Here is a 23,261-nt window from a genome sequence, read left to right as displayed (position 1 = left end):
CTAAATTCGAAACCGGCTAAAAAAACCGTCCCATACCCACGGGGTGGGCGGAAACGGCCTGTTCAACCAATCAAAATAAATTGGTATCAATAAACTTGGCACACTATTGAGTTCTCAAACAACAGACTGCTTCCGGCACCGGCAGGCTGATCTGCGAAGATCTAAGCTCTGCGTCGCTCCGGAGCAACTTTTCTATCTTAGCCACACTGTCCGGTGGGTGTCAATTCGGCCGTTTGCCCTTCCGGCGAACCGGTGGGAACCATGTTCCCGGACGCACGACTGAAGGTTGAAACCCGCGGGATCCGTGTCCCCTGGTTCAAAGTCCAGGATCTCGATTCCCTCGATCAGCGCGGGTATTAACTCTAGCACGGTTTTTGAGGACCGCGAACACAGTGCGGCCCGGACCCCCGACGGGGATCCGGGCCGCCTCCGGCTTACGGCTTAGTTACGGCTTGGGAACCAGGTACAGCACACCGAGCGGGGGAACCGTGATGTTGACCGAGGCGGGCTGGCCGTTGCAGGCACCCTCCACCGCCTGGACCACTCCCATGTTCCCCACACCGGATCCGCCGAACTCAGCGGCGTCGGTGTTCAGGGCTTCCACCCATTCACCGGCCCAGGGCATTCCCAGCCGGAAGTCCTGGCGCGGAGCGCCGGCGAAGTTCGCCACGCACACCACCGGGTTGCCCTGGTGATCCCAGCGGATGAAGGACAGAACGTTCAGGGCGCCGTCGTTCTCATTGATCCACTGGAAGCCAGCCGGCTCGTTGTCCCGGGCCGACAGCGCCGGCGTGCTGCGGTAGATCTCGTTGAGCTGCTTCACCATGAGCTGGACGCCCTTGTGCTGCGGAGTGTCCGTCAGGTACCAGTCCAGGCCGTACTGCTCGGACCACTCGGCTTCCTGGCCGAACTCGGTGCCCATGAAGATCAGCTGCTTGCCGGGATGGGCCCACTGGAACGCCAGGTAGGCACGCAGGTTGGCCAGCTGCTGCCACCGGTCACCGGGCATCTTGCGCAGCAGGGAGCCCTTGCCGTGCACCACTTCGTCATGGCTGATGGGCAGCAGGAAGTTCTCCGTGTACGCGTAGACCAGGGAGAAGGTCAGCTGGGCATGGTGGTAGACGCGGTTGATCGGGTCTTCGGACATGTACTGGAGGGTGTCGTGCATCCAGCCCATGTTCCATTTCAGCCCGAACCCGAGTCCGCCGGAGCTGGTGGGACGCGTGACGCCGGGGAAGGCGGTGGATTCCTCGGCGATCATCACGATCCCCGGCACCCGCTTGTAGGCAGTCGCGTTGACTTCCTGCAGGAAGGAGATCGCCTCGAGGTTCTCCCGGCCGCCGTAGACGTTAGGGGTCCACTGGCCTTCCGGACGCGAGTAGTCCAGGTACAGCATGGACGCCACGGCATCCACGCGGAGCCCGTCGATATGGAATTCTTCCAGCCAGTAAATGGCGTTGGCGACGAGGAAGTTCCGCACTTCCCGGCGGCCGAAGTCGAAGACCAGCGTTCCCCAGTCGAGCTGCTCCCCGCGGAACGGGTCGCCGTGTTCGTAGAGCGTCTGGCCGTCGAACTTCGCCAGCGCCCAGGAATCCTTCGGGAAGTGCGCCGGAACCCAGTCGAGGATGACGCCGATGCCCGCCTGGTGCAGCCGGTCCACGAGGTAGCGGAATTCGTCCGGGTGTCCGAACCGTGCGGTCGGGGCAAAGTAGGAGGTGACCTGGTAACCCCAGGATCCGCCGAACGGGTGCTCGGCCACGGGCATGAGTTCCACGTGGGTGAATCCCTGCCACTGGACATACTCGGCCAGCTGATCCGCCATTTCGCGGTAGTTGAGCCCAAGCCGCCAGGAGCCGAGATGGACCTCGTACACACTCATGGGAGAGTTGTGCGGATCCCGTGCGGCCCGCGTTTCCATCCACTCGGCGTCGCCGAATTCATACGTGGACTCGACCACGCGTGAACCGGTCAGCGGAGGCACCTCGGTGCCCTTGGCCAGGGGATCTGCCTTCTCCCGCCAGACGTCATCGCTGCCGAGGATTTCAAACTTGTAGCGGGCGCCGGGTTCCACGCCGGGCAGGAACAGTTCCCAGACACCGGAGCTGCCGAGGGAACGCATCGCGTTGATGACGCCGTTCCAGCCGTTGAAATCACCCTTGACGCGCACTGCGCGGGCATTGGGCGCCCAGACGGCGAAACTGACGCCGGAAATGTCGCCCAGCACCGAGTCGTAGTGGTGCAGATTGGCTCCGAGGACAGTCCACAGGTTTTCGTGCCGGCCCTCGCCGATCAGGTGCAGGTCCACGTCGCCGAGGGAGGGAAGGAAGCGGTACGGATCATCGAACAGCTGCGGTTCCCCGCCGTCGTACGTCACCTCCAGGCGGTAGTCGGGAACCGCGCCCGGAGTCTCGGCCGGGAGGGTGCCTACCCAGATGCCGTTGTACTCGTGCTGCAGCGGCACCCGGCGGCCGGGGGTCACCACCACGACTTCGCGCGCCAGCGGGCGCAGGGTGCGGATGGTGACGACGGTTCCGGATTCGTCCAGGTGTGCCCCGAGGACGGCGTGGGGCTGGTAATAGCGGCCTTCGGAAACGGCCTGCAGCACGTCCTCGGGAACGGGGACCGGGCCGGTGGAGACCGAAGCGCCGGGCACCTCGGGCTCTGCGGCGGCGGGTGTGGACCGCGGCTTGCGTGGCTTATTCACTGTGCTCTCTTCCTGGCTTTCGTCTGCGCTGGCAGCGTTCTCGGTCTGCGTCAGAATGCTGCGGACAGCTTTTGCCGGGACGCTGATCCAGCGCGGACGGTTCCGGATCTCGTAAACAACTTCGTACAGCGCCTTGTCCAGCCACAGGGCCAGGAACAGGGGGTCGCTGCGGTTGATAGTGGTGCCGGTTTCCTTCTCGTAGCCCCGCAGGAACGCATCGGATGCGGCGGCGGCCCACTGCTGCGCGGAGTCGGCCCGCTGCTGGACGGCCTCGTCGGACTCGCCTTCAGCGTCGGCGCCGTCGACCATTGCGACGCCGGCGGCGTAGTCGATCGAGCGCAGCATGCCTACGACGTCGCGCAGGGGCGCATCGGGGACGCTGCGTTCGGCGGCGGGCCGCAGCGGCTCGCCCTCGAAGTCAAGGACAATCCAGCCGCGGTTAGGAACGCGAAGTACCTGGCCGAGGTGGTAGTCAGCGTGGATGCGCTGCAGGTTGGGCAGAGCGGAGAGGCTGTTGACCTGCTCCAGCAGATGCTCCACGGCCCCGTCGAAAGGCCCGACGGCGTCGTGCGCTTCCGCCCACGCCCACCGGATGCGCGAGGTGAGGGACTCCAGGAACTCCGTGCGTTCTGCAGCACTGGGAGGCCTGCTGCCGAAGGCCGCCGCCAGCTGCTGGTGGATGCGGCCGGTGGCGGCACCCAGCTCTTCAGCCTCGGCCGTGAAGTCCCGGCCGGCAAGTGCGGCCGAGGACGCGGTCCGCCAGGCATCTTCGCTGCCCGGGAAGAATTCCCGCAGCACGGACAGATGCCCGGTCACCAGCTGCTCGCCGGACTCGTCCGCGGGATCCGTCCAGGAGCCGGTCACCCAGCCGTAGGTGGCAGGAACGTCCACCGATCCGACCTCGGTCAGCCGCGCACTGACCTCGACGTCCGGGCTCACGCCGGCCGCCACCACGCGGTAGAACTTCACGATCAACGGTGCTTCAGGGGTCTGCACCACTACGGACGTGTTGGACTGCTCACCCTTGAGGAGCTTGGTGGGCAGCGGCGCCCGGAACGGTTCCCAGCCGGCGAAGCCGTCCAGGGCAAAGCCGTGCGTGTGCCCGTCCAGGGATGAGGCCTGCGACCGCATCAGCTCCAGCCAGGCGGTGACGAAGACGGGATCGGCGGCGGCGTCGTAGAGCCACCGCTCCCCCAGGTCCTCATGCCGGGCCCGGCCCAGCAGCGCGGCCTCCAGCTCGGGCGCCGGAGCGCTCCGGTAGCTCACCGGAACGCTGATGACGTCCCGGCGCTCCCCCGAGACGACGGCGATGAGGTGGACTTCCAGGCCGACCTCACCGGCGGGGTCCTCGAGCCGGATCCCGCCGACCCGTTCCAGCACCACTTCGCGGCCCTTGGCCGGGAACCAGCGCTGTCCGGGGAGCCACTCGGTGAGGATTTCGGGCAGCGACGGCGTCATCAGGCTCACTTCCGTGCCGCCTCTGAAATCGGGATCACGGGAATGGCTTCCGTCTGGGGCGACGCAGTGTCGGACTTCGCCGACCGCAGGCGCAGCCAGTAGAAGTCATGGCTGCCCAGGGTCAGCGTGAGGGATCCGTCTTCTCCGATGGTGGGGAAGAGCGTGCCGCCGAACGCATCCCGCAGTCCGCGGTTGGCGAACTCGGGCAGCTTCATGGACGCGGAGACGGGGTGCTGGGACAGGTTGAAGATGCACAGCATCGTCTCCCCCGGCTCCCCTTCCGGGTTGTTGTCCGGCAGCTCGCGCACGAAGGCCAGGGCGGCTTCGGCATCGGTGGGCACGTTGCGGTAGGAGCCCAGGCCGAAGGCCGGGTGGGCACGGCGGACCATGATCATCTGCCGGATCCAGTGCAGCAGCGAACTCGAGCTGGCGAGCTGGGCCTCCACATTGACGTGGTTGTAGTGGTAGACCAGCGACTGCACCACCGGCAGGTACAGCTTGCCGGGGTCCGCGGTGGAGAATCCGGCATTGCGGTCCGGGTTCCACTGCATGGGCGTACGGGAGGAATCCCGGTCATCCAGCCAGATGTTGTCCCCCATGCCCAGCTCGTCGCCGTAGTACAGGAACGGGCTGCCCGGCAGGGCCAGCAGCATGGCGTGGATGAGCTCGATTTCCGAACGTGAGTTGTCCAGCAGCGGGGCCAGCCGGCGGCGGATGCCGATGTTGGCCCGCATCCGCGAATCCGGGGCGTACCAGCCGAGCATGGCCTGGCGTTCCTCGTTGGTGACCATTTCCAGGGTCAGCTCGTCATGGTTGCGCAGGAAGGTGCCCCACTGCGCGCCCGGCGGAATGTCCGGGGTTTCCTCCATGGTCTGGATGATCGGCGCGGCCTTCTGGTCACGCAGCGCGTAGAACAGGCGCGGCATGATGGGGAAGTGGAAGCACATGTGGCACTCGTCGCCGGTTTCACCGAAGTACTCCACCACTTCATGCGGCATCTGGTTCGCTTCGGCGATGATCACACGGCCCGGGTAGTTCTCGTCCACCATGGTGCGCAGGTCCTTGAGGAACCGGTGCGTGGCGGGGAGGTTTTCGCAGTTGGTCCCGTCCTCTTCGAACAGGTACGGGATGGCGTCGGCCCGGAAACCGTCAATGCCCTGGTCAAGCCAGAAGCGGACGACGTCGAAGATCGCCTCGACGACCTTGGGGTTTTCGAAGTTCAGGTCCGGCTGGTGGCTGAAGAACCGGTGCCAGAAGAACTGCCGGCGGACCGGGTCGAAGGACCAGTTCGATTCCTCGGTGTCCACGAAGATGATCCGGGCGTCTTCATACTTCTGGTCCGTGTCGGACCAGACGTAGAAGTCGCCGTAGGGGCCGTCCGGGTCGTTGCGGGATTCCTCGAACCACGGGTGCTTGTCCGAGGTGTGGTTCAGCGGAAGGTCGATGATGACGCGCAGCCCGCGGGCGTGCGCTTCGGAGACGAGCCGCTTGAAGTCGCTGATGGTGCCGAATTCGTCGAGCACATCGTAATAGTCGGAGATGTCATAGCCGCCGTCACGGAGGGGTGACTTGAAGAACGGCGGCAGCCAGAGGCAGTCGATGCCCAGCCACTGCAGGTAATCCAGCTTTTCGATCAGGCCGCTGAAGTCCCCTGATCCGTCGCCGTTGGCATCCGCGAAGCCGCGGACGAGTACCTCGTAAAAAACGGCTTTGCGGTACCAATGGGGATCATTGGTCAAGCCGGGAGCATGCAGTAAAAACGGGCTGGGCACTAGGAGTTCCTCCGAACTGACAGTATGTGCGCGGGTTCAAAGTGGGCGTCAAGGCGGACGTAGTTGTGGGCTCCCCAGCGCCAGCTCTGGCCGCTGATCAGGTCATCCACCCAGAAGGTGCCGTCTTCGTTGAAATCCTGCGGGTTCAGCTGCAGGGCATCCAGGTTGAGGCTGACTGTGGATTCGCGGGCGCTGTGGGGGTCCACATTCACCACGATAATCAGTGTGTCCCTGCTGGCGGGGTCGCCGGGATCGGTCTGTTTGGTCTTGGAGTAGACCACGGTGCACTCGTCGGTGCTGGAGTGGACCGTCAGGTTTTCGAGGTCACCCAGCGCAGGGTGGCCGCGGCGGATTTCGTTCAGCCGGGTGATGTAGGGCGCAAGGCTGCGGCCTTCGGATTCCGCAGCCGCGAAGTCCCGCTGCTTGTATTCGAACTTTTCGTTGTCGACGTACTCCTCAGCGCCCGGGCGGGCCACATGCTCGAACAGTTCGTAGCCGGCGTAGACGCCCCAGAGCGGACTACCGGTGGCAGCCAGGACGGCGCGGATCTTGAACGCGCCGGGTCCGCCGTACTGCAGGAACTCGGTGAGGATGTCCGGAGTGTTGACGAAGAAGTTCGGGCGGAAGAAGGCCGAGGATTCGTGGGAAACCTCGGTGAAGTACTCTTCGATTTCCTCGCGGGTGTTCCGCCAGGTGAAGTAGCTGTAGGACTGCTGGAACCCAGCCTTGGCGAGGGCATGCATCATGGGCGGGCGTGTGAAGGCCTCGGCCAGGAAGATGATGTCCGGGTGTTCCTCGTTGACCGTGCCGATCAGCCATTCCCAGAACCGCAGCGGTTTGGTGTGCGGGTTGTCCACCCGGAAAATCTTCACGCCGTGGGAAATCCACAGCCGCACAATGCGGAGGATCTCCTGCGACAGGCCCTCGTAGTCATTGTCGAAGTTCAGGGGGTAGATGTCCTGGTACTTCTTCGGCGGGTTCTCGGCGTAGGCGATGGTGCCGTCAACACGCGTAGTAAACCATTCCGGATGGCTGGTGACCCAGGGATGGTCCGGGGAGGCCTGCAGGGCCAGGTCGATGGCTACCTCCAGCCCGAGGTCGCGGGCGCTGCCGACGAACGCGTCAAAGTCCTCGAAGGTGCCCAGATCGGGGTGAATGGCGTCGTGACCGCCTTCGGGGGCGCCGATGGCCCACGGGGAACCGGGATCCTGCGGTCCGGCAACCAGGGTGTTGTTCGGGCCCTTGCGGTGCGTGGTGCCGATCGGATGGATCGGCGGCAGGTAGATGACGTCGAACTGCATGTCTGCCACGCGCTGCAGGCTGCGGGCAGCCGTGCGGAACGTTCCCGAGGTCCACTCGCGGGTGGAGGGATCGAATTCGGCACCCTCGGATCGCGGGAAGAACTCGTACCAGGCGCCGCGGCCGGCCAGCTCGCGCTCAACGAGCAGGGGGAAGCGGTCCGAGCTGGTGACCAGGTCGCGGATCGGATCGCGGTCCAGGATGGCCGTGACGGCGTCGGTACCGGCGGCTGCGAGGCGTTCCTCCACCGTAAGCCCGGTGTCCGCGAGCGCCTCGGCAGCCGCGCGGAAGACCTCGGCGTCGGCCCCGCTGCGTTCGGCGGCGGCAAAGCTGAAGAGCTGGTGGCCTTCGGTGAGCATCAGTTCGACGTCGACGCCGGCGGCGATCTTCACCTCTGCATTGTGGTGCCAGGTGGCGTAGACATCGGCCCAGCCCTCCACGGCGAAACTCCAGTGGCCGGTGCCCTGCGGGCGCAGCATGCCTTCCCACCGGTCAAGTCCCAGTCCCACGGGATGCATGCGGCTGCGGGCTACGACAGCGCCCTCGGGATTGTAGAGAACGGCACTGGCGCCTACCAGGTCATGCCCCTCGCGGAACACGGTGGCCCCGATGACGAGGTCCTCCCCGGGCACGGCTTTCGCCGGAAATCTCCCGTACTCCACGACGGGGGAAACATCGGTGATGGGTATCCGGCCAAACCGGAGGTCCTTCGAGGGCAGGTCTTCTGGTGTCAACGCGCTGGATGTGGTCACACCCTAGACGTTATCGAGAATTCGGACAGAATGCTAAGGCAACGTACTTTTGCGGAATCGGCACCGGCGGCCACGGTTTCAGCCGCTTTTCAAGAAGGCCGCTTTTTACTCAGGTATTTGTCCGTCATTTCCGTTTTTAAACCTCTATGTACGCTACCGTTGCCGGGGTGAAGGCAATCCGTAGATTTACCGTCCGCACTGTCCTCCCCTCCAGCATCGCCCCCCTGGGCCGGCTGGCATCGAACCTCCGCTGGTCCTGGCACCAGCCGACGCTTCGATTGTTTGAAAGCCTGGATCCCGAGGCCTGGCGATCCAGCGGCGGTGACCCGGTCAAGCTCCTGGGCACCGTGAGCCGGGAAAAGCTGGAGCGGATCGCACAGGATGAGCACCTGGTCTCCGTCATCTCCGATCTCGGTGCCGATCTGGACAGATACCTCAACGAACCGCGCTGGTACCAGGGACTGGGCGAAGACGCCCCGCAGTCCATTGCCTACTTCTCCCCCGAATACGGAATCAGCGCCGTGCTGCCGCAGTACTCCGGCGGTCTGGGCATCCTCGCCGGTGACCATTTGAAAGCAGCTTCGGACCTCGGCGTGCCCCTCGTGGCCGTGGGGCTGCTGTACAAGGCCGGCTATTTCAAGCAGGCCCTTTCCCGCGACGGCTGGCAGCTGGAGACCTACCCCGTGCTGGACCCCAACGGCTTGCCGCTGACCCTGCTGCGCGAAGAAGACGGCACCCCCGCAAAAATCACCCTGCCGTTGCCGGACAACCGTCACCTTTCGGCGCATATCTGGCGCGCCGACGTCGGACGCGTCCCCCTGTTGCTGCTGGACTCCGACGTCCTCGGAAACGACGACGCCGCCCGCGGCATCACCGACCGCCTGTACGGAGGCGGCGGAGACCACAGGCTGCAGCAGGAACTGCTGCTGGGAATGGGCGGCATCAAGGCCCTCCGGGTGCACCAACGGCTCACCGGCGCCCCTGCAGCCGAGGTTTTCCACAGCAACGAGGGCCACGCCGGCTTCCTGGGTGTGGAGCGGATCCGCGAGCTGATGGACCAGGGCATGACCTGGGAAGAGGCGCTGACCGTCTCCCGCGCCTCGACCGTTTTCACCACGCACACCCCGGTTCCGGCCGGCATTGATCGGTTCGAACAGACGCAGATCCGCCACTTCTTCACGGCCGGACTCGCGCAGTCGGTCCCCACCGACAAGATCCTGTCCCTCGGCGTGGAGAACTACGAAGGCGGCGACCCGACCAAGTTCAACATGGCCGTGATGGGCCTGCGCCTGGCGCAGCGGGCCAACGGCGTGGCCAAGCTGCACGGGGAAGTGTCCCGGGAAATGTTCTCCGGCCTGTGGCCGGGCTTCGACAATTCCGAAGTCCCCATCACCTCCGTGACCAACGGCGTCCACGTCCCCACCTGGATCGATCCGGAGGTCACTGCCCTCGCCAGCGAAAAGTTCGGCGTCGCCACCGTGCATGACCGCGACTGGGGCAGGGCCTACGAGATTGATGACAAGGACCTCTGGGACCTGCGGAGGAAGCTGCGCAGCAACCTGGTCCAGGACGTCCGGCGCCGTGTGAAGCGCGCCTGGCGCCGGCGCGGTGCGTCGGATGCCGAGCTCGCGTGGACGGAGAACGTGCTGGATCCGGACGTGCTCACCATCGGCTTTGCCCGCCGGGTGCCCACCTACAAGCGGCTGACCCTCATGCTGCGGGATCCGGACCGGCTCAAGGCACTGCTGCTGCACCCCACCCACCCCATCCAGGTGGTAGTGGCCGGAAAGTCGCACCCCGCCGATGAGCAGGGCAAGAAAATGATCCAGGACCTGGTGCGCTTCACCGACGACCCCGAGGTCCGGCACCGGATCGTCTTCCTGCCCAATTACGACATTGCGATGGCTCAGACCCTGTTCCCCGGCTGCGATGTGTGGCTGAACAATCCGCTGCGCCCGCTGGAAGCCTCGGGCACCTCCGGCATGAAGTCTGCCATCAACGGCGGGCTGAACCTCTCCATCCTCGACGGATGGTGGGACGAAATGTTCGACGGCAACAACGGGTGGGCCATCCCCTCCGCCAATCCCACCAAGGGCACGCGGACGCGGGAGGTCTACAACGCGGACCAGCGGGACGACATCGAGGCAGCCGCGCTCTACGACCTGCTGGAAAACTCCGTGGGGCCGATGTTCTACGGAACGGAGCCGCCGGCGGATGCCGGAGCGGCCGGACCCTCGGATCCGCCCGCTGACTCACTGCCGCACGAGTGGCTGGAAATGGTCAAGCACACGCTGGCTGACCTGGGCCCGAATGTGTCCGCCTCCCGGATGCTTAAGGACTACGTCAACCGGCTGTACCGCCCTGCCAGCTCCTCCGGCCGGTCCCTGGCGGCAGATGGATACACACCTGCCAGGGAACTCGCGCAGTGGATCACCAAGGTCCGGGACGGCTGGTCCACCGTGCAGGTGGAGAACGTGGACTCCGTAGGTGTCAGCGAGAACCCGCAGATCGGCGACAGCCTCACGGTCCTGGCGTACGTTTCCCTCGGTTCCCTGCGGCCGGAGGACGTCAGCGTGGAAGCTGCCTACGGCATGGTGACCGAGAATGACCGGATCAGCGGGCACCGTATCCAGGAGCTTGCACCGGCGGAGGACCTGGGGTCCGGACGCCACCTGTTCCGCGGGACCATCCGCATTGAGCAGGCCGGCCCGTTCGGCTATACGGTCCGGGTGCTGCCGGACCATGTGGGACTGGCTTCCAAGGCCGAGCTGGGGCTCGTCGCCAACGCCTGACCGGCCGCCGGTGCCTGAGGGGACTCCCGGTCCCCTCAGGTGCGGTGGAGGCCAGGCGCGGCGGAGGCTAGGCGCGGTAGAGGCTAGGCGCGGTAGAGGCTAGGCGCGGTAGAGGCTGATGGAGTTGGCCGGGATGGTGTCCGTCTCCCCCGGCGACAGCAGGCGCCCCGGCTCCTGGTGCAGGGCCGTCGAAAAGATGAGTTCGTAGGATGCACCGGGGACGGCTGTGTCTCCGAACCTGCTGCCGGTGTTGGCAGCGGCGCTGCGGACGGCCGACTCCTGGGGTAGGCGGATCTCGACGTCGGAACTGCTGCCGTTCAGGACAAGCAGTCCTTTGAGGGAACCGCTGCCGGAGCCGGTCAGGACCTGCATCACCCGCAGGTCGGGATCGCCCCACTGTTCAGGGGTCATCGGGCTGCCCTCCGGATCGAACCACAGCAGGAAGGACTGCCGGCTGTCGGCCGGGAAACGGTACGGCTGGCCCGCGAGGTATTGTCGGCGCAGCCGCAGCAGTTCGCGGGTGGTGGAGAGCATTCGGCGGGCCGCGTCGTCGAGGTTCCAATGCACCCAGGCGAGCTCATTGTCCTGGCAGTAGGCGTTGTTGTTGCCGCGTTGGCTCCGCCCGATTTCATCTCCGGCCGTCAGCATCGGCACGCCCAGGGACATGGCGAGTGTGGCCATCAGGTTCCGGGAGGTCAGTGCCCGGGCGGCGTTGATCCGTTCATCGTCCGTGGGTCCTTCGATGCCGTGGTTGTAGCTGCGGTTTTCCCCCGTGCCGTCCCGGTTTTCCTCACCGTTGCCCTCGTTGTGCTTACGCTCGAACATAGTGAGGTCGGAAAGCGTGAATCCGTCGTGCGCGGTGACGAAGTTGATCGAGGCCAGCGGTGTCCGGCCGGAGTCCGCGAACAGCTCTCCGGAACCGGCCAAAGCACCGGCGAGACTGGCCAGGGAACCCTTGTCCTCTCCTGGGGCGGTGTTGGACTGGCCGCGGAGCCAGAAGCTGCGGACGGAGTCGCGGAAGTGATCGTTCCAATCAGCCCAGCCCTGCGGGAACCGGCCTGTCTGCCAGCCGCCGGGTCCCACATCCCAGGGTTCGGCGATCAGCTTGACGTCCTGCAGGACGGAATCCGCGGCCACAGCCACCAGGAAGGGGTGCCGGGGATCAAACCGGCCGTCCGCGCCGCGGCAGAGGGTGGGTGCGAGGTCGAAGCGGAAGCCGTCCACGTGGTATTCCTGCACCCAGTAGCGCAGGGAATCCAGTGCCAGCTGGATGACCCGGGGTTCGCTGAAGTCCAGGGTGTTGCCGCAGCCCGTGGTGTCCACGTAGCTGCCATCCGGCGCGTGGCGGTAGTAAGTCTCGTCCCCCAGTCCTCGCCAGCTCAGCGCGGGGCGGTCGGCTGTGCCCTCGGCGGTGTGGTTGTACACCACGTCCAGCAGGACTTCGATGCCGGCTTCGTGAAGCGACTTCACCATGCCCTTGAGCTCGTCCTGCACGGCCTGTGCCCCGGCTTCGCGGGCTGCCCGGGTGGCGTAGGCGTCATGCGGCGCGAAGAACCCCAGAGTGTTGTAGCCCCAGTAGTTGGCCAGCCCCAGTTCCTGCAGGTGCAGTTCGTCGGCATGGAAATGCACCGGCAGCAGCTCCACTGCGGTGATGCCCAGATCCCGCAGGTACTGGACCATGACGGGGTGGCCCATGCCGGCATAGGTGCCCCGCAGTTCCTCGGGGATGTCTGGGTGCAGCAGGGTCTGGCCCCGCACGTGGGCCTCATAAATGACGGTGTCCCGCCAGGGAGTATGCGGACGTGTGGCGGTGCCCCAGTCAAAAGCCTCGCCGGTGCATACGGAGTAATAGATCGGGTTCCCCCGCACCGTGTCCGTTTCGATGCCCCGTCCGTAGGGGTCAAGCAGCAGCTGGAAGCTGCCCGGCTCTGCCGGAAGCTCCGCTCCCCGCGGCCAGAAGCCGTAACGGCCTCCGGTGTGCAGTCCGTGCACCCGGCCGTGGTGGATCCCCAGCACGGTGTCCGTCAGCGGTGCCACGGACCAGAGGCCGGGCGCCGTTTCGTAGTACACATCGACGGCGGCCAGCCCCGGGGCGTAGACGGACACATTGACTGCATCCGGGGCATCCGGCACACCGGGAACGGTGTGCCGGACGCCCAGGGGAAAGGGTCGGGAATCCCGCTTCGAGGCGCTGCCCGCGGTGGTGGTTCCAGTGATCACGTGTGCCATGATGCCCTTTGCTGCCGGTACTGCCGGTATTGCCCTGGGTCCTGCCGGTGGCCCCCGGCGCGGCTAGGAGGCGCGCTGCCGGGAAATTTCGTACAGGGTAATGCCGACGGCCATGGAGGCGTTGAGGGACTCCATGGCGGAATCGATGGGAATGGAGACAATCTGGTCGCAGTTCTCCCGGACCAGGCGGGACAGGCCCTTGCCCTCGGAACCCACCACAATGCAGATCGGTTCCTTGGCCAGCACAATCGACGGAAGCGAAACGTCGCCGTCGCCGTCCAGGCCCAGGACAAAAATGCCCATCTTCTTGAACGTCTTCAGCGTGTTGTTCAGGTTGCCCGCACGGGCCACCGGAACGCGGACGGCCGCACCGGCGCTGGTCTTCCAGGCGGAGGCGGTGACGCCCACTGCGCGGCGTTCCGGGACGATGACGCCGTGGGCGCTGAAGGCCGAGGCGGACCGGATAATCGCGCCGAGGTTGCGCGGGTCCGTGATGCCGTCCAGCGCAACGAAGAGCGGCGCGTTGCGGATGTGGCCCTTCTTCCAGGCCTCCAGGGTCTCGGACGCCAGATCTGTGGGGTCCGCGTACTCGTACGGCGGGATCTGCAGGACCAGGCCCTGGTGCACGGCCTCGTTGGTCATGCGGTCCAGCTCGGGCTTGTGCGTCTCCATCACCGGCAGGCCGCGCTCGGCGGCCATCTTCAGCGATTCGCGGACACGGTCATCCATGTCGATCCGGACGGCAACGTGCAGGGCCTTGGCCGGGATGCCGGCACGCAGCGCCTCGACCACGGAGTTGCGGCCGGTGACAACCTCTTCAGCCACCTTGCCGCGGACGTTAGTGCCGCTGCGGCCGCCGGCGCGGGCATCGCCGCGCTTGGGGTCACCGCGTTTGGCGGCGGAGCGCTCGGCGAGCTGCTTGTTCTTGAACGCCTTGTGATAGGGGCGCTCTTCAGCCTTGGGTGTGGGGCCCTTACCCTCGAGGGCCTTGCGGCCGAGCCCACCGGTACCGCCGCTGGGACCCTTCTTGGCTTTGCGCATTGCGCCGGGACGTCCATTGTTGGCCATCGGTTACACCTTTACTAGAAGAAAGCATTCTCTTCCAGTTTACGCAGTCCTTCGACGGGTTGGCGGACAGGTGGGCAGCAGCTCAGGCCAGGCTCCATGTTGCGCCGTCGGCAGAGTCCTCCACGGTGATGCCGGCGGCGGCCAGTGAATCCCGGATGGCATCCGCCCGGGCCCAGTCCTTCGCGGCCCGAGCGCTGCGGCGCTCCTCCAGCTGCGCCTGGACCAAGGCATCGAGGGCACCGTGCTCCTGGCCGCCCTGCATTGCAGGCTGCTGCACGGCATCAAGTCCGAGGACGTTGGTCATCGCCAGCGCCGAATGGAGGGCAGCCTTCACGGCTTCCGCGTCATCCTGTGCCAGGGCGGTGTTCCCGGCCCGCACGGTTTCGTGCAGCACGGCCAGCGCCTGCGGAACGTTGAGGTCATCGTCCATGGCTTCGCCAAAGGCCGGCGGCATGGACCCGTGGGTGTCCACAATGAATCCGTAGTCCCCGGGACCGTAAGTTTTCAGGTGCGCCTTGGCAATGAACCCGTCGATGCGTTCGACGGCGGATGCGGCCTCCTGCAGGGAGGTGGGGCGGTAGTCCAGCACGGAGCGGTAATGCGCCTGCCCCAGGTAGTAGCGCACCACCCGCGGTGACGCCTCGGCCAGCATCTGCGCGGGGCTGACCGTGTTGCCGATGGACTTGGACATCTTCTCGCCCTCGAAGGTCACCATGCCGTTGTGCATCCAGTAGTTGGCGAACCCGTCCCCGGCGGCCTGCGACTGGGCCATCTCGTTCTCGTGATGCGGGAAGCGCAGGTCCAGTCCGCCGCCGTGGATGTCGAACTGCGCGCCGAGGTACTTGGTAGCCATGGCCGAGCACTCCAGGTGCCAGCCCGGCCGGCCCCTGCCCCACGGGCTGTCCCAGGCGGCGGTTTCCGGCTCGCCTTCCTTGTGCCCCTTCCAGAGGGCGAAGTCCCGCGGGTCGCGCTTGCCCCGGGGGCCGGCGTCGGGCGCGGCCTGCATGTCATCAATGTTCTGCCGGGTCAGGGAGCCGTACGCATCCCAGGACCTGACGTCGAAATAGACGTCGCCGGAGCCGTCCAGCGCCGGGTACGCGTGACCGGCCTCGATGAGCCGGGCAATCAGGGCGTGCATTTCCGGGATGTGCCCGGTGGCCCGTGGTTCATAGGTGGGACGCTGCACCCCGAGGATGTCATAGGCCTTGGCGAATTCCTGCTCGAACCGGTAGGCCAGCGCCCACCACGGCTCGTTCGGAACCACGTCGTCCCCGGCCGGGGCGTCCAGGCCCATGGACTCGGCGGACTTCGCCAGGATCTTGTCGTCAATGTCCGTCACGTTGCGGACCGTGGTGACCCGGTAGCCGCGGAACTCAAGCCAACGGGTGAGCTGGTCGAAGACGATGGCGGAGCGGATGTGCCCCACATGCGGACGGCCCTGCACGGTGGCACCGCAGTAGTAGAGGCTCACCTCCCCCGGCTTCAGGGGAACGAAGTCCCGGACCTGCGCGGTTGCCGTGTCATAGAATCTCAAGCTCACTGCTCTAGGCTAGCCGAAACGGCGGACCCTCAGCCTGCGGCGGTCCCGGCTGCAGCCACGACGGCGGTTGCCACCGCCGCAATTCCTTCCCCGCGTCCGGTGAAGCCCAGGGCATCGGTGGTGGTGGCCGACACGCTGACCGGTGCGCCCGCGGCCGCGCTGAGCACTGCTTCGGCCTCGGCCCGGCGGGGGCTGAACTTGGGCCGGTTGCCGATGAGCTGGACGGCAATGTTGCCGATCTCGAAACCGGCTGCCCGCACAATCCGTGCCGCTTCCCGCAGCAGCACCGTCCCGGCGGCACCGGCGTATTCCGGCCGGTCGGTGCCGAAGTGGGTGCCGAGGTCCCCCAGGCCGGCGGCGGAAAAGAGGGCATCGGCTGCCGCGTGGGCCACCGGGTCGCCGTCGGAGTGTCCGGCCAGGCCGCGTTGGCCCTCCCAGTGCAGCCCGGCCACCCACAGCTCGCGCGGCGCGTCGTCGGGCGCGAAGGCGTGGACGTCCACGCCTATTCCGGTACGGGGCAAAGCCATGTCAGTTCTCCTGGCGGTGATGTCCGCCGGCCAGGATCGCTTCCGCGAGCACCAGGTCCAGCGGGGTGGTGATTTTCAGGGACAGCTGCGAGCCTTCAACCACGTAGACCTCGGTCCCAAGGGACTCCACCAGCATGGCGTCATCGGTGACCGCGGCCGCCGTCCCGGCGTCGAAGCTCAGGGCTGCCGCATGGGCCCGGCGCAGCAACGCGGCAGCAAAACCCTGCGGGGTCTGCACCGCGCGCAGCCGGGACCGGTCAGGCGTTCCGGTGACAACGCGTGCGGCGGCGGCCGCAGCGGCAGGTGCGGGAGCCGTGTCCTTCACGGTGTCCACGACGGGCACGGCGGGGATGACGGCGTCGGCACCGGCGGCCAGCGCGGCGGCGACCCGGTGGAAGACCTCCGGCGGAGTGAGGGCACGGGCAGCATCGTGGACCAGCACGGCCTCCAGATCCGCGGGCAGCACCCCCAGGGCGGCCCGGACGGAGTCGGAGCGGGTGGTTCCGCCGTCGACGACGGAGACCTCTCCCGGGAAGCGGGCGCAGATGGTGCGCATCAGGGTGTCACCGGAGGGAACGGCAACGGCGATCACCGCGTTCGGCAGGGCCGCCTGCACGGCGCGCAGCGCATGGAGGAGCATGGGTTCGCCGGCAAGCGGAACCCGGGCCTTGGGTATGCCGTAACCGAGCCGCTGGCCGGATCCGCCGGCTACTACGACGACGCCGGTCCGGAGCGGGCGGGAAAGGGAAGGGGACACAGTTCCACCCTAACGCCGGCGGACCGGTGCTTAAAAAGCGATTGCCGGCCCCGAAGGACCGGCAGTCACAGGAAATACTTTGGCAGCCTAGCTCGCGAGAACCTCGTCGAGCACGGCTGCGGCCTGGTCTTCATCCGTCTTTTCAGCAAGTGCCAGCTCCGAAATCAGGATCTGGCGTGCCTTGGCGAGCATTCGCTTCTCGCCGGCGGACAGCCCGCGGTCATGATCGCGGCGCCAGAGGTCGCGGACGACCTCCGCTACCTTGACGACATCACCGGACGCGAGCTTTTCCAGGTTCGCCTTGTAACGGCGCGACCAGTTAGTGGGCTCTTCGGTGAGCTCGGCCCGCAGAACGTCAAAGACGTGCTCCAGACCTTCCTTGCCCACTACATCGCGCACCCCAACGAGGTCGACGTTTTCAGCCGGTACTTCAATGGTCAAATCACCCTGGGCCACCTTAAGCTTGAGATACATTTTCTCTTCGCCCTTGATGGTTCGCATCTTGATCTCTTCGATCATCGCGGCACCGTGGTGAGGATAAACTACTGTTTCGCCAACCTCAAAAACCATGTGGTCTTTCCCCTTTCCCGGCCCTCAGTTTATCAGAGATGCGACACGCCGAGTAGAGTTTTCGCAGGTCAGGTACCTCATGGGGGTTGGTGTAGGTAGTATTCCGCCTTTCACGGGTAGCCGAAGCCTGTCCCTGCGGCCTCCAGATGTCCGTCCGGAGCCGCCGTAGAATCCAGTTTTTCCGCGTTTTACGGATAGGCTAGGCAGCAAAGATAGCCTTAGGTCGGTAGACCGCAATACTTCAGGAGTTTGTGCTGTGAGATTCACACCCAAGAACCGGGTCCGGCGCACCGCTGCCGCCGGTGTCATCGCGCTGGCCATGCTGGGCTCGGCAGGCTGCAGCGCTGTGAACGAGCAGGCAACCACCATCGAGTACTCCCCGTCCGACGGGATCGTGGAGAACGCGGGCGATCTGCAGCTGCGCAACATCCTGGTGGTCAGCAACGGCTTCGGCGAGCCCGGCCGGCTGATCGGAACGGTGATCAACGACGGCGACGCAACGCAGGAGTTCACCCTGACCGTCGGCGGCGCCCCGCTGACCTTCGAGCTGGATGCCGGCGACAAGGTCGTCTTTGAAGACGAAGACGAAGAAGCGGTGTACGTCCCCGAGGTAGAGGACGAACCCGGAACCGGCATCGAAGCGGAGCTGGACGCCAGCGGCGAAACCACTGCCCTGAACATTCCGGTAGTCAACGGCGACCAGCCGGATTACCGCCCGTACCTGCCCGCCGAGTCGGACTACACGCCGCGGCCTACCGAGGAGCCGTCCAGCGCTGCCGAGGGCCACTAACCAGCACTCCCTGTCTGGCAGGCACACCTGACAGACGCAGAGCCTGACAAACACAGAGAAGGGGCCGGCGCCGCGCGCCGGCCCCTTCTCTGTGTCCGGGTTACGCCTCGAACTTGTAGCCCAGCCCCCGGACGGTCACGAGGTGCTGCGGCGCCGAGGAGTCGGCTTCGATTTTCGCCCGCAGCCGTTTCACATGGACATCCAGGGTTTTGGTGTCCCCCACGTAGTCCGCTCCCCAGACACGCTCGATCAACTGGCCGCGGGTCAGGACCCGGCCGGAGTTGCGCAGGAGCAGTTCCAGCAGTTCGAATTCCTTCAGCGGCAGGGCCACCCTGGTGCCGTGGACCTGCACCTCATGCCGGTCCACGTCCATCCGGACCGGACCGGCCTCCAGCGCCGCGCCGGCGAGGTCGCCGTTCTCCCCCCTTCGCCGCAGCACCGCCCGGACCCGCGCCAGCAGTTCGCGGGAGGAATACGGTTTGGTGACATAGTCGTCCGCCCCGAGCTCCAGCCCCACCACCTTGTCGATTTCGGCGTCGCGTGCGGTCAGCATGATGACCGGGACGTCCGAACGCTGGCGGATCCGGCGGCAGACTTCCGTGCCGGAGAGCCCGGGCAGCATCAGGTCCAGCAGGATCAGGTCGGCGCCCGCACGTTCGAAGACCGCGACGGCATCGGTGCCGTTGTCCACGATGTCGACGTCGAAGCCCTCCCGCTCCAGCAGGTAGGAAAGGGGATCGCTGAAGGACTCCTCGTCTTCGACAATCAGAATTCTGGTCAAGCGGTAACTCCCTGTTTCGCTTCGCGGATGTCCGCGGGGTCCATTTCCGGCAGCCGTACGGTGAAGGTGGATCCCTGTCCCGGGCGGGACCACAGGTCCACCTCTCCGCCGTGGTTGGCGACGACGTGTTTGACGATGCTCAGCCCCAGCCCGGTGCCACCCGTGTGCCGGGACCGGGCGGAGTCGATCCGGTAGAACCGTTCAAACACCCGCTCCTGTTCCTCGGGGGCGATGCCGGGACCCTGGTCCGTGACGGCCACCTGCGCCATGCCGTTGCGGGACTGCAGCCCGATCCCCACGCTGCTGCCTGCGGGTGAATAGCGGATCGCGTTGTCGATCAGGTTCCGGAAGGCGGTGGTCAGCATGGGGGCGTCGCCGTAGACCGCGGCGTCGGACCTGCCGCCCAGGACCACCTCGATGTTCTTGTTCTCGGCATTGAGCCGGTTGGCTTCCACGGCGTCCTCGAGGATCCGGTTCACGTCCACGGGCTTGGCCCGGTCCACAATGTCCGTGCTCTGCAGGCGGGACAGCTCGATGATGTCCTGCACCAGGGCGGTAAGGCGGGCGGATTCGCGGTGCATCCGGCCGGCGAACCTGCGGACGGCTTCCTCGTCGCCCGCAGCGTCGTCCAGTGCTTCGGAGAGCAGCGAGATGGCACCCACCGGTGTCTTCAGTTCGTGGGAGACATTGGCAACGAAGTCGTTGCGGACTTCCTCGGTGCGGGTGATCTCCGTGCGGTCGTCGGCCAGGATCAGCACGTATTCCTCCCCCACGGTGGCTACCCGGACCTGCAGGATCAGGGAGCCTTCACCGAGCGGCCCGCGGGGAAGCTCCAGCCGGGCCTCCTCGATGACGCCGTCGCGGCGGACCCGCGCGCTGATCTCCAGCAGCCGGTCATTCACGATGGTGTGCCCGCGCACCAGGCCAAACGCGTAGGCGCCGGGGCTGGCCCGGACGACGCCGTCGATGGCGTCGGCAACAATGTAGGCCCGTCCAATGACGCCGAGCACCTCTGCGGCACCCTCGGGGACCGAGGGCTCGGAGATTTCCGTCAGCTCCCGCCGCTGCCGCTGGCTGGCTCCGTACGCGAGGACACCGAAAACGCCCACAGCCAGTCCGAGGGCGCCGGCCAGCAAGGCCAGCAGTACAGGATTCACTCTCTTAGCTTAGGCCGCTCTTGGCTCCCCGGGACGAAAGCCGGTGGCTTTGGACCATTCGTTAAACTAACGTTCATCTAAGGGGACCGTGGGGTTCACGGCCGGCTGGCATCCTGATAGTGCGGCAACCGGTGCAGGATGTATGCCGCACCGCCCCGCAGACCGCCTACGATCCACCCGTTTTTTGAGAGGACCCTTCAGTGCGCAAGGTTTTCCAGGCCGAGCTTCACCAGATCGGTGAAGAACTGACTCAGATATCCCAGCTCGTCACAGAGGCGATGCGCAAAGCGACGCTCGCCTTCGAAGGCGCCGATATCGAACTCGCGCAGGACGTGATCGCCGCCGACGCGCGGATTGATTTCCTGCAGAATGACCTCGACGAGCGGGCCATCGACGTCCTGGCCCTGCAGGGTCCCGTGGCCAGTGACCTGCGCATGATCGTGGGATCGCTGCGGATGAGTGCCTCCCTGGAGCGGATGGGGGATCTGGCCCGGCACATTGCCCAGCTGGCCCGCCTGCGCTACCCGGCCAATGTGGTGCCGGAGGCCATGGTGGACACCTTCCGCGAAATGGCCCAGCTGGACATCCGGATTTCCGAGCAGCTCAGCGAACTGCTGGAGACCCGCAATCTGGAAATGAGCAAGGACATTTATGCGGCCAACAACCGCATCAATGAACTGCATGCCGGGGTTTTCAAGTCCATCGCCTCCCCCGACTGGGACGTTCCCGCCGTCAGCACCGTGGACCTGACCCTGGCAAGCCGCTACTTCGAGCGTTTCGCGGACCACGGAGTATCCGTCACCCGCAAGGTCAACTACCTGGTGACCGGCGAATGGCACCCGTTGTCCGAGTCGGGTGTGTAACCCGCACACCCTTCCGTAACCGGCCGGCACTGAACCGGCACTGAACACAGATAAGGGCGGCCCCCGCACGGGGACCGCCCTTATCCGGTGCCGGGGCCAAGGCCCTCCGGAGCAGTGCTACTTCTTTTTGCCCTGGTTGGCTACGGCCTTGATGGACGCGGCGGCAGCCTCGGGATCGAGGTAGGTACCGCCGGCCTTGATGGGCTTGAGGTCCTCATCGAGTTCGTACACCAGCGGAATGCCGGTGGGGATGTTGACGGCGGCGATATCGGCGTCGCTGATGCCGTCCAGGTGCTTGACCAGTGCGCGCAGCGAGTTGCCGTGCGCAGCGATCATCACGGTCTTGCCGGTGCGGATGTCCTTGGAGATGTCCGATTCCCAGTAAGGCAGGAACCGCTCCAGGACGTCCTTGAGGCACTCGGTGCGGGGCAGCTCGCTGGGATCCAGGTCTGCGTAGCGGGGATCATGGGCCTGGGAGAAATCGCTGTCATCCGGCAGGGGCGGCGGCGGGGTGTCGTAGGAACGGCGCCACAGCATGAACTGCTCCTCGCCGTATTCGGCGAGCGTCTGGGCCTTGTCCTTGCCCTGGAGTGCACCGTAGTGCCGCTCGTTCAGGCGCCAGCTGCGCTTGACGTCGATCCAGATGCGGTCAGCGGCGCCCAGGGCCAGGTTGGCGGTGTTGATGGCCCGCTGGAGCCGGGAGGTGTAGAGGATGTCCGGAAGAACGTTGTTCTCAACCAGCAGCTGTCCGCCCCGGAGAGCTTCCTCACGTCCGAGGTCTGTCAGATCCACGTCCACCCAGCCGGTGAACAGGTTCTTTTCATTCCATTCGCTCTGCCCGTGGCGCAGAAGGATCAGTTTGTAGGTCATATAAGCATGGTATCCGAGTGCGTACCGGGCAGGGAGGGCACCTGCCGCTGAACCGGGCGGGCAGCGGTTTCCGGTGGCTACCGTGAAAAATGCCTCCCCCGCCGGCCGGTAACCTTGGTTGGTGCAAAAACCGCTGAAACCCGTAGGAACTGTGACCCGGGGCACCACAAACCCCAATCGGCTCCGGCGGGTGGACCGCTGGCTGGCGGGACCGGCACGGTGGCGGCTGCGGCAGGCCTCCGATCCCCTGATTGTGGATCTGGGCTACGGTGCCGCCCCCACCACCGCCGTCGAACTCCACGGCCGCCTCGGCCGGGTGCGGGCTGACGTGGAAGTGATCGGGGTGGAGATTGATCCCGCCCGGGTCCGGGCGGCCAAACCCTTGGAACGGGCGGGCCTCAGCTTCCGCCAGGGCGGTTTCGAACTGCCGGTGGACGGGCGGCGGCCGGTCATGGTCCGGGCTTTCAACGTCCTGCGGCAGTACGCGGAGGAGGACTATGCCCAGCATTGGGAGATGGTCTGTTCCCGTCTGGCACCGGGCGGGATATTCGTGGACGGCACCTGTGACGAAATCGGCCGGCGGGCAACTTGGGTGGAACTGGACGCCTCGGGACCGGTATCGCTGAGCATTTCCCTCCGGTTCGGTGCCTTCGAACGCCCTTCCGATGTGGCCGAGCGGCTGCCGAAGGCCCTGATCCACCGCAACGTGCCCGGGGAGCGGGTCCATACCTTCCTGCAGGCAATGGACCGGGCGTGGGAGGAAGCCGCACCGATGGCCTCCTACGGAAACCGGCACCGGTGGCTCGCCATGTGCGCCGCGTTGAAGGGCGCCGGCGTTCCGCTGCTGACCGGGCCGTCCCGCTGGCGGCTGGGCGAGATCACCGTGGCATGGGATGCCGTGCGCCCGTCCTAGCCGTCCGGGTTAACGACGTCCGCCCCGGAAGGAACCCCTCTCGGGGCACCTTCCGGGGCGGATCAAAACCGGAGGAAGGACTACCAGGGTCCGTAGGGGCCCTGGTTGCTGCCGCGTCCCCGGGAGGTGCCGATGGCGGGCTTCACATCGGCCAGGTAGACGCAGGCGGCAATAACGGCGGCCAACTGGAACAGGATCAGGCTCAGCGACGGCACCACTGCGGAGAGCACGCCAACCGCTGCGGCTCCGCCGGTCAGTCCCAGCCAGAATCCCTTGGTCCGCTTCGAGGCGCGCTCGAAAACTGCGGGCTTGCGCCGGGCGCAGTCGAAAAGCGCCCAGAGTTCAATGCCCAGCGCCACGAGGCCGAGCGCGAGGTAAAGGTAGTACTGGATCATGATCATTAGGGCCACAGCGCTAGC

17 protein-coding genes are annotated in these 23,261 nt (G+C 66.0%); 4 read left to right on the top strand and 13 right to left on the bottom strand.

The window, feature by feature from the left end; translation table 11 throughout:
* Window positions 1-445 precede the first annotated feature (445 nt).
* From glgB to GD627_RS15825, 3 genes are read right to left on the bottom strand one after another with little or no spacing between them, the layout of a single operon-like run.
* Window positions 446-4,162 carry a 1,4-alpha-glucan branching protein GlgB gene (glgB, locus tag GD627_RS15835; RefSeq protein WP_152273348.1) on the bottom strand — a complete coding sequence of 1,239 codons (3,717 nt, stop codon included), beginning with the start codon at window positions 4,160-4,162 and terminating at the stop codon, window positions 446-448.
* A 5-nt stretch (window positions 4,163-4,167) separates the two neighbouring features.
* Window positions 4,168-5,934 (bottom strand): maltose alpha-D-glucosyltransferase, encoded by a 1,767-nt coding sequence (gene treS, locus GD627_RS15830; RefSeq protein ID WP_146364252.1) that lies wholly within the window; start codon window positions 5,932-5,934, stop codon window positions 4,168-4,170.
* Entirely contained in the window at window positions 5,934-7,985 is a 2,052-nt protein-coding gene (locus tag GD627_RS15825) for an alpha-1,4-glucan--maltose-1-phosphate maltosyltransferase (protein ID WP_246165564.1), read from the bottom strand. Before GD627_RS15825 ends, treS begins: the two co-directional genes overlap by 1 nt.
* Before the next feature lie 167 nt (window positions 7,986-8,152).
* Between GD627_RS15825 and glgP the strand changes: the two genes are divergently transcribed.
* On the top strand, window positions 8,153-10,777 hold the full coding sequence (gene glgP / locus GD627_RS15820) for an alpha-glucan family phosphorylase (protein ID WP_194266080.1): 2,625 nt from the start codon (window positions 8,153-8,155) through the stop codon (window positions 10,775-10,777).
* A 99-nt stretch (window positions 10,778-10,876) separates the two neighbouring features.
* On the opposite strand, the gene glgX is transcribed toward glgP, so the two are convergent.
* From glgX to GD627_RS15790, 6 genes are all read right to left on the bottom strand, one after another.
* Window positions 10,877-13,006 (bottom strand): glycogen debranching protein GlgX, encoded by a 2,130-nt coding sequence (glgX, locus tag GD627_RS15815; RefSeq protein ID WP_152273322.1) that lies wholly within the window; start codon window positions 13,004-13,006, stop codon window positions 10,877-10,879.
* A gap of 63 nt (window positions 13,007-13,069) precedes the next feature.
* Window positions 13,070-14,074 (bottom strand): 23S rRNA (guanosine(2251)-2'-O)-methyltransferase RlmB, encoded by a 1,005-nt coding sequence (gene rlmB, locus GD627_RS15810; RefSeq protein ID WP_146364246.1) that lies wholly within the window; start codon window positions 14,072-14,074, stop codon window positions 13,070-13,072.
* Between the two features lie 82 nt (window positions 14,075-14,156).
* Entirely contained in the window at window positions 14,157-15,614 is a 1,458-nt protein-coding gene (gene cysS, locus GD627_RS15805; RefSeq protein ID WP_152273321.1) for a cysteine--tRNA ligase, read from the bottom strand.
* A 29-nt stretch (window positions 15,615-15,643) separates the two neighbouring features.
* Entirely contained in the window at window positions 15,644-16,141 is a 498-nt protein-coding gene (gene ispF, locus GD627_RS15800) for a 2-C-methyl-D-erythritol 2,4-cyclodiphosphate synthase (protein ID WP_152273320.1), read from the bottom strand.
* Between the two features lies 1 nt (window position 16,142).
* Window positions 16,143-16,898: a 2-C-methyl-D-erythritol 4-phosphate cytidylyltransferase gene (gene ispD / locus GD627_RS15795; RefSeq protein ID WP_152273319.1), complete on the bottom strand. Its 756-nt coding sequence runs from the start codon at window positions 16,896-16,898 to the stop codon at window positions 16,143-16,145.
* Between the two features lie 87 nt (window positions 16,899-16,985).
* Window positions 16,986-17,468, bottom strand: a complete 483-nt coding sequence (locus GD627_RS15790) for a CarD family transcriptional regulator (RefSeq protein ID WP_146364238.1) — start codon at window positions 17,466-17,468, stop codon at window positions 16,986-16,988.
* A gap of 256 nt (window positions 17,469-17,724) precedes the next feature.
* Here GD627_RS15790 and GD627_RS15785 point away from each other — a divergent pair, with 256 nt between their 5' ends.
* Window positions 17,725-18,258 (top strand): hypothetical protein, encoded by a 534-nt coding sequence (locus GD627_RS15785; RefSeq protein WP_152273318.1) that lies wholly within the window; start codon window positions 17,725-17,727, stop codon window positions 18,256-18,258.
* A 100-nt stretch (window positions 18,259-18,358) separates the two neighbouring features.
* Here the strand turns inward: GD627_RS15785 and GD627_RS15780 are convergent, their stop codons facing one another.
* Together GD627_RS15780 and GD627_RS15775 are read right to left on the bottom strand one after the other, a co-directional pair.
* Window positions 18,359-19,039, bottom strand: coding sequence for a response regulator transcription factor (locus GD627_RS15780; protein WP_152273317.1), 681 nt, complete (start codon window positions 19,037-19,039; stop codon window positions 18,359-18,361).
* Window positions 19,036-20,196, bottom strand: coding sequence for a sensor histidine kinase (locus GD627_RS15775; RefSeq protein WP_146364232.1), 1,161 nt, complete (start codon window positions 20,194-20,196; stop codon window positions 19,036-19,038). The genes GD627_RS15780 and GD627_RS15775 overlap by 4 nt, the downstream gene beginning before the upstream one ends.
* Before the next feature lie 200 nt (window positions 20,197-20,396).
* Here GD627_RS15775 and phoU point away from each other — a divergent pair, with 200 nt between their 5' ends.
* Window positions 20,397-21,059: a phosphate signaling complex protein PhoU gene (phoU, locus tag GD627_RS15770; RefSeq protein ID WP_146364230.1), complete on the top strand. Its 663-nt coding sequence runs from the start codon at window positions 20,397-20,399 to the stop codon at window positions 21,057-21,059.
* Between the two features lie 117 nt (window positions 21,060-21,176).
* Here the strand turns inward: phoU and GD627_RS15765 are convergent, their stop codons facing one another.
* On the bottom strand, window positions 21,177-21,929 hold the full coding sequence (locus tag GD627_RS15765) for a phosphoglyceromutase (RefSeq protein ID WP_146364228.1): 753 nt from the start codon (window positions 21,927-21,929) through the stop codon (window positions 21,177-21,179).
* A 151-nt stretch (window positions 21,930-22,080) separates the two neighbouring features.
* On the opposite strand from GD627_RS15765, the gene GD627_RS15760 reads away from it, so the two are divergent.
* The gene (locus tag GD627_RS15760) at window positions 22,081-22,842 is read left to right on the top strand and encodes a class I SAM-dependent methyltransferase (RefSeq protein ID WP_246165562.1); all 762 of its coding nucleotides are present in this window, start codon (window positions 22,081-22,083) and stop codon (window positions 22,840-22,842) included.
* Between the two features lie 80 nt (window positions 22,843-22,922).
* Here the strand turns inward: GD627_RS15760 and GD627_RS15755 are convergent, their stop codons facing one another.
* Complete coding sequence (locus GD627_RS15755) at window positions 22,923-23,243, bottom strand: DUF2516 family protein (protein ID WP_146364300.1); 321 nt, start codon at window positions 23,241-23,243, stop codon at window positions 22,923-22,925.
* Window positions 23,244-23,261: the final 18 nt, after the last annotated feature.

The sequence above is a fragment of the Arthrobacter yangruifuii genome (assembly GCF_009192775.1).
GTDB classification, from domain to species: Bacteria; Actinomycetota; Actinomycetes; order Actinomycetales; family Micrococcaceae; genus Arthrobacter_B; species Arthrobacter_B yangruifuii.
This window is presented reverse-complemented; position numbering and strand designations above follow the sequence as displayed.

Bases quoted from the DNA above. Each gene is read 5' to 3' on its own strand.
- glgB (WP_152273348.1), bottom strand. From the start codon at position 4,162: ATGACGCCGTCGCTGCCCGAAATCCTCACCGAGTGGCTCCCCGGACAG.
- ispF (WP_152273320.1), bottom strand. From the start codon at position 16,141: ATGGCTTTGCCCCGTACCGGAATAGGCGTGGACGTCCACGCCTTCGCG.
- glgX (WP_152273322.1), bottom strand. From the start codon at position 13,006: ATGGCACACGTGATCACTGGAACCACCACCGCGGGCAGCGCCTCGAAG.
- GD627_RS15755 (WP_146364300.1), bottom strand. From the start codon at position 23,243: ATGATCATGATCCAGTACTACCTTTACCTCGCGCTCGGCCTCGTGGCG.
- GD627_RS15790 (WP_146364238.1), bottom strand. From the start codon at position 17,468: ATGGTTTTTGAGGTTGGCGAAACAGTAGTTTATCCTCACCACGGTGCC.
- rlmB (WP_146364246.1), bottom strand. From the start codon at position 14,074: ATGGCCAACAATGGACGTCCCGGCGCAATGCGCAAAGCCAAGAAGGGT.
- GD627_RS15765 (WP_146364228.1), bottom strand. From the start codon at position 21,929: ATGACCTACAAACTGATCCTTCTGCGCCACGGGCAGAGCGAATGGAAT.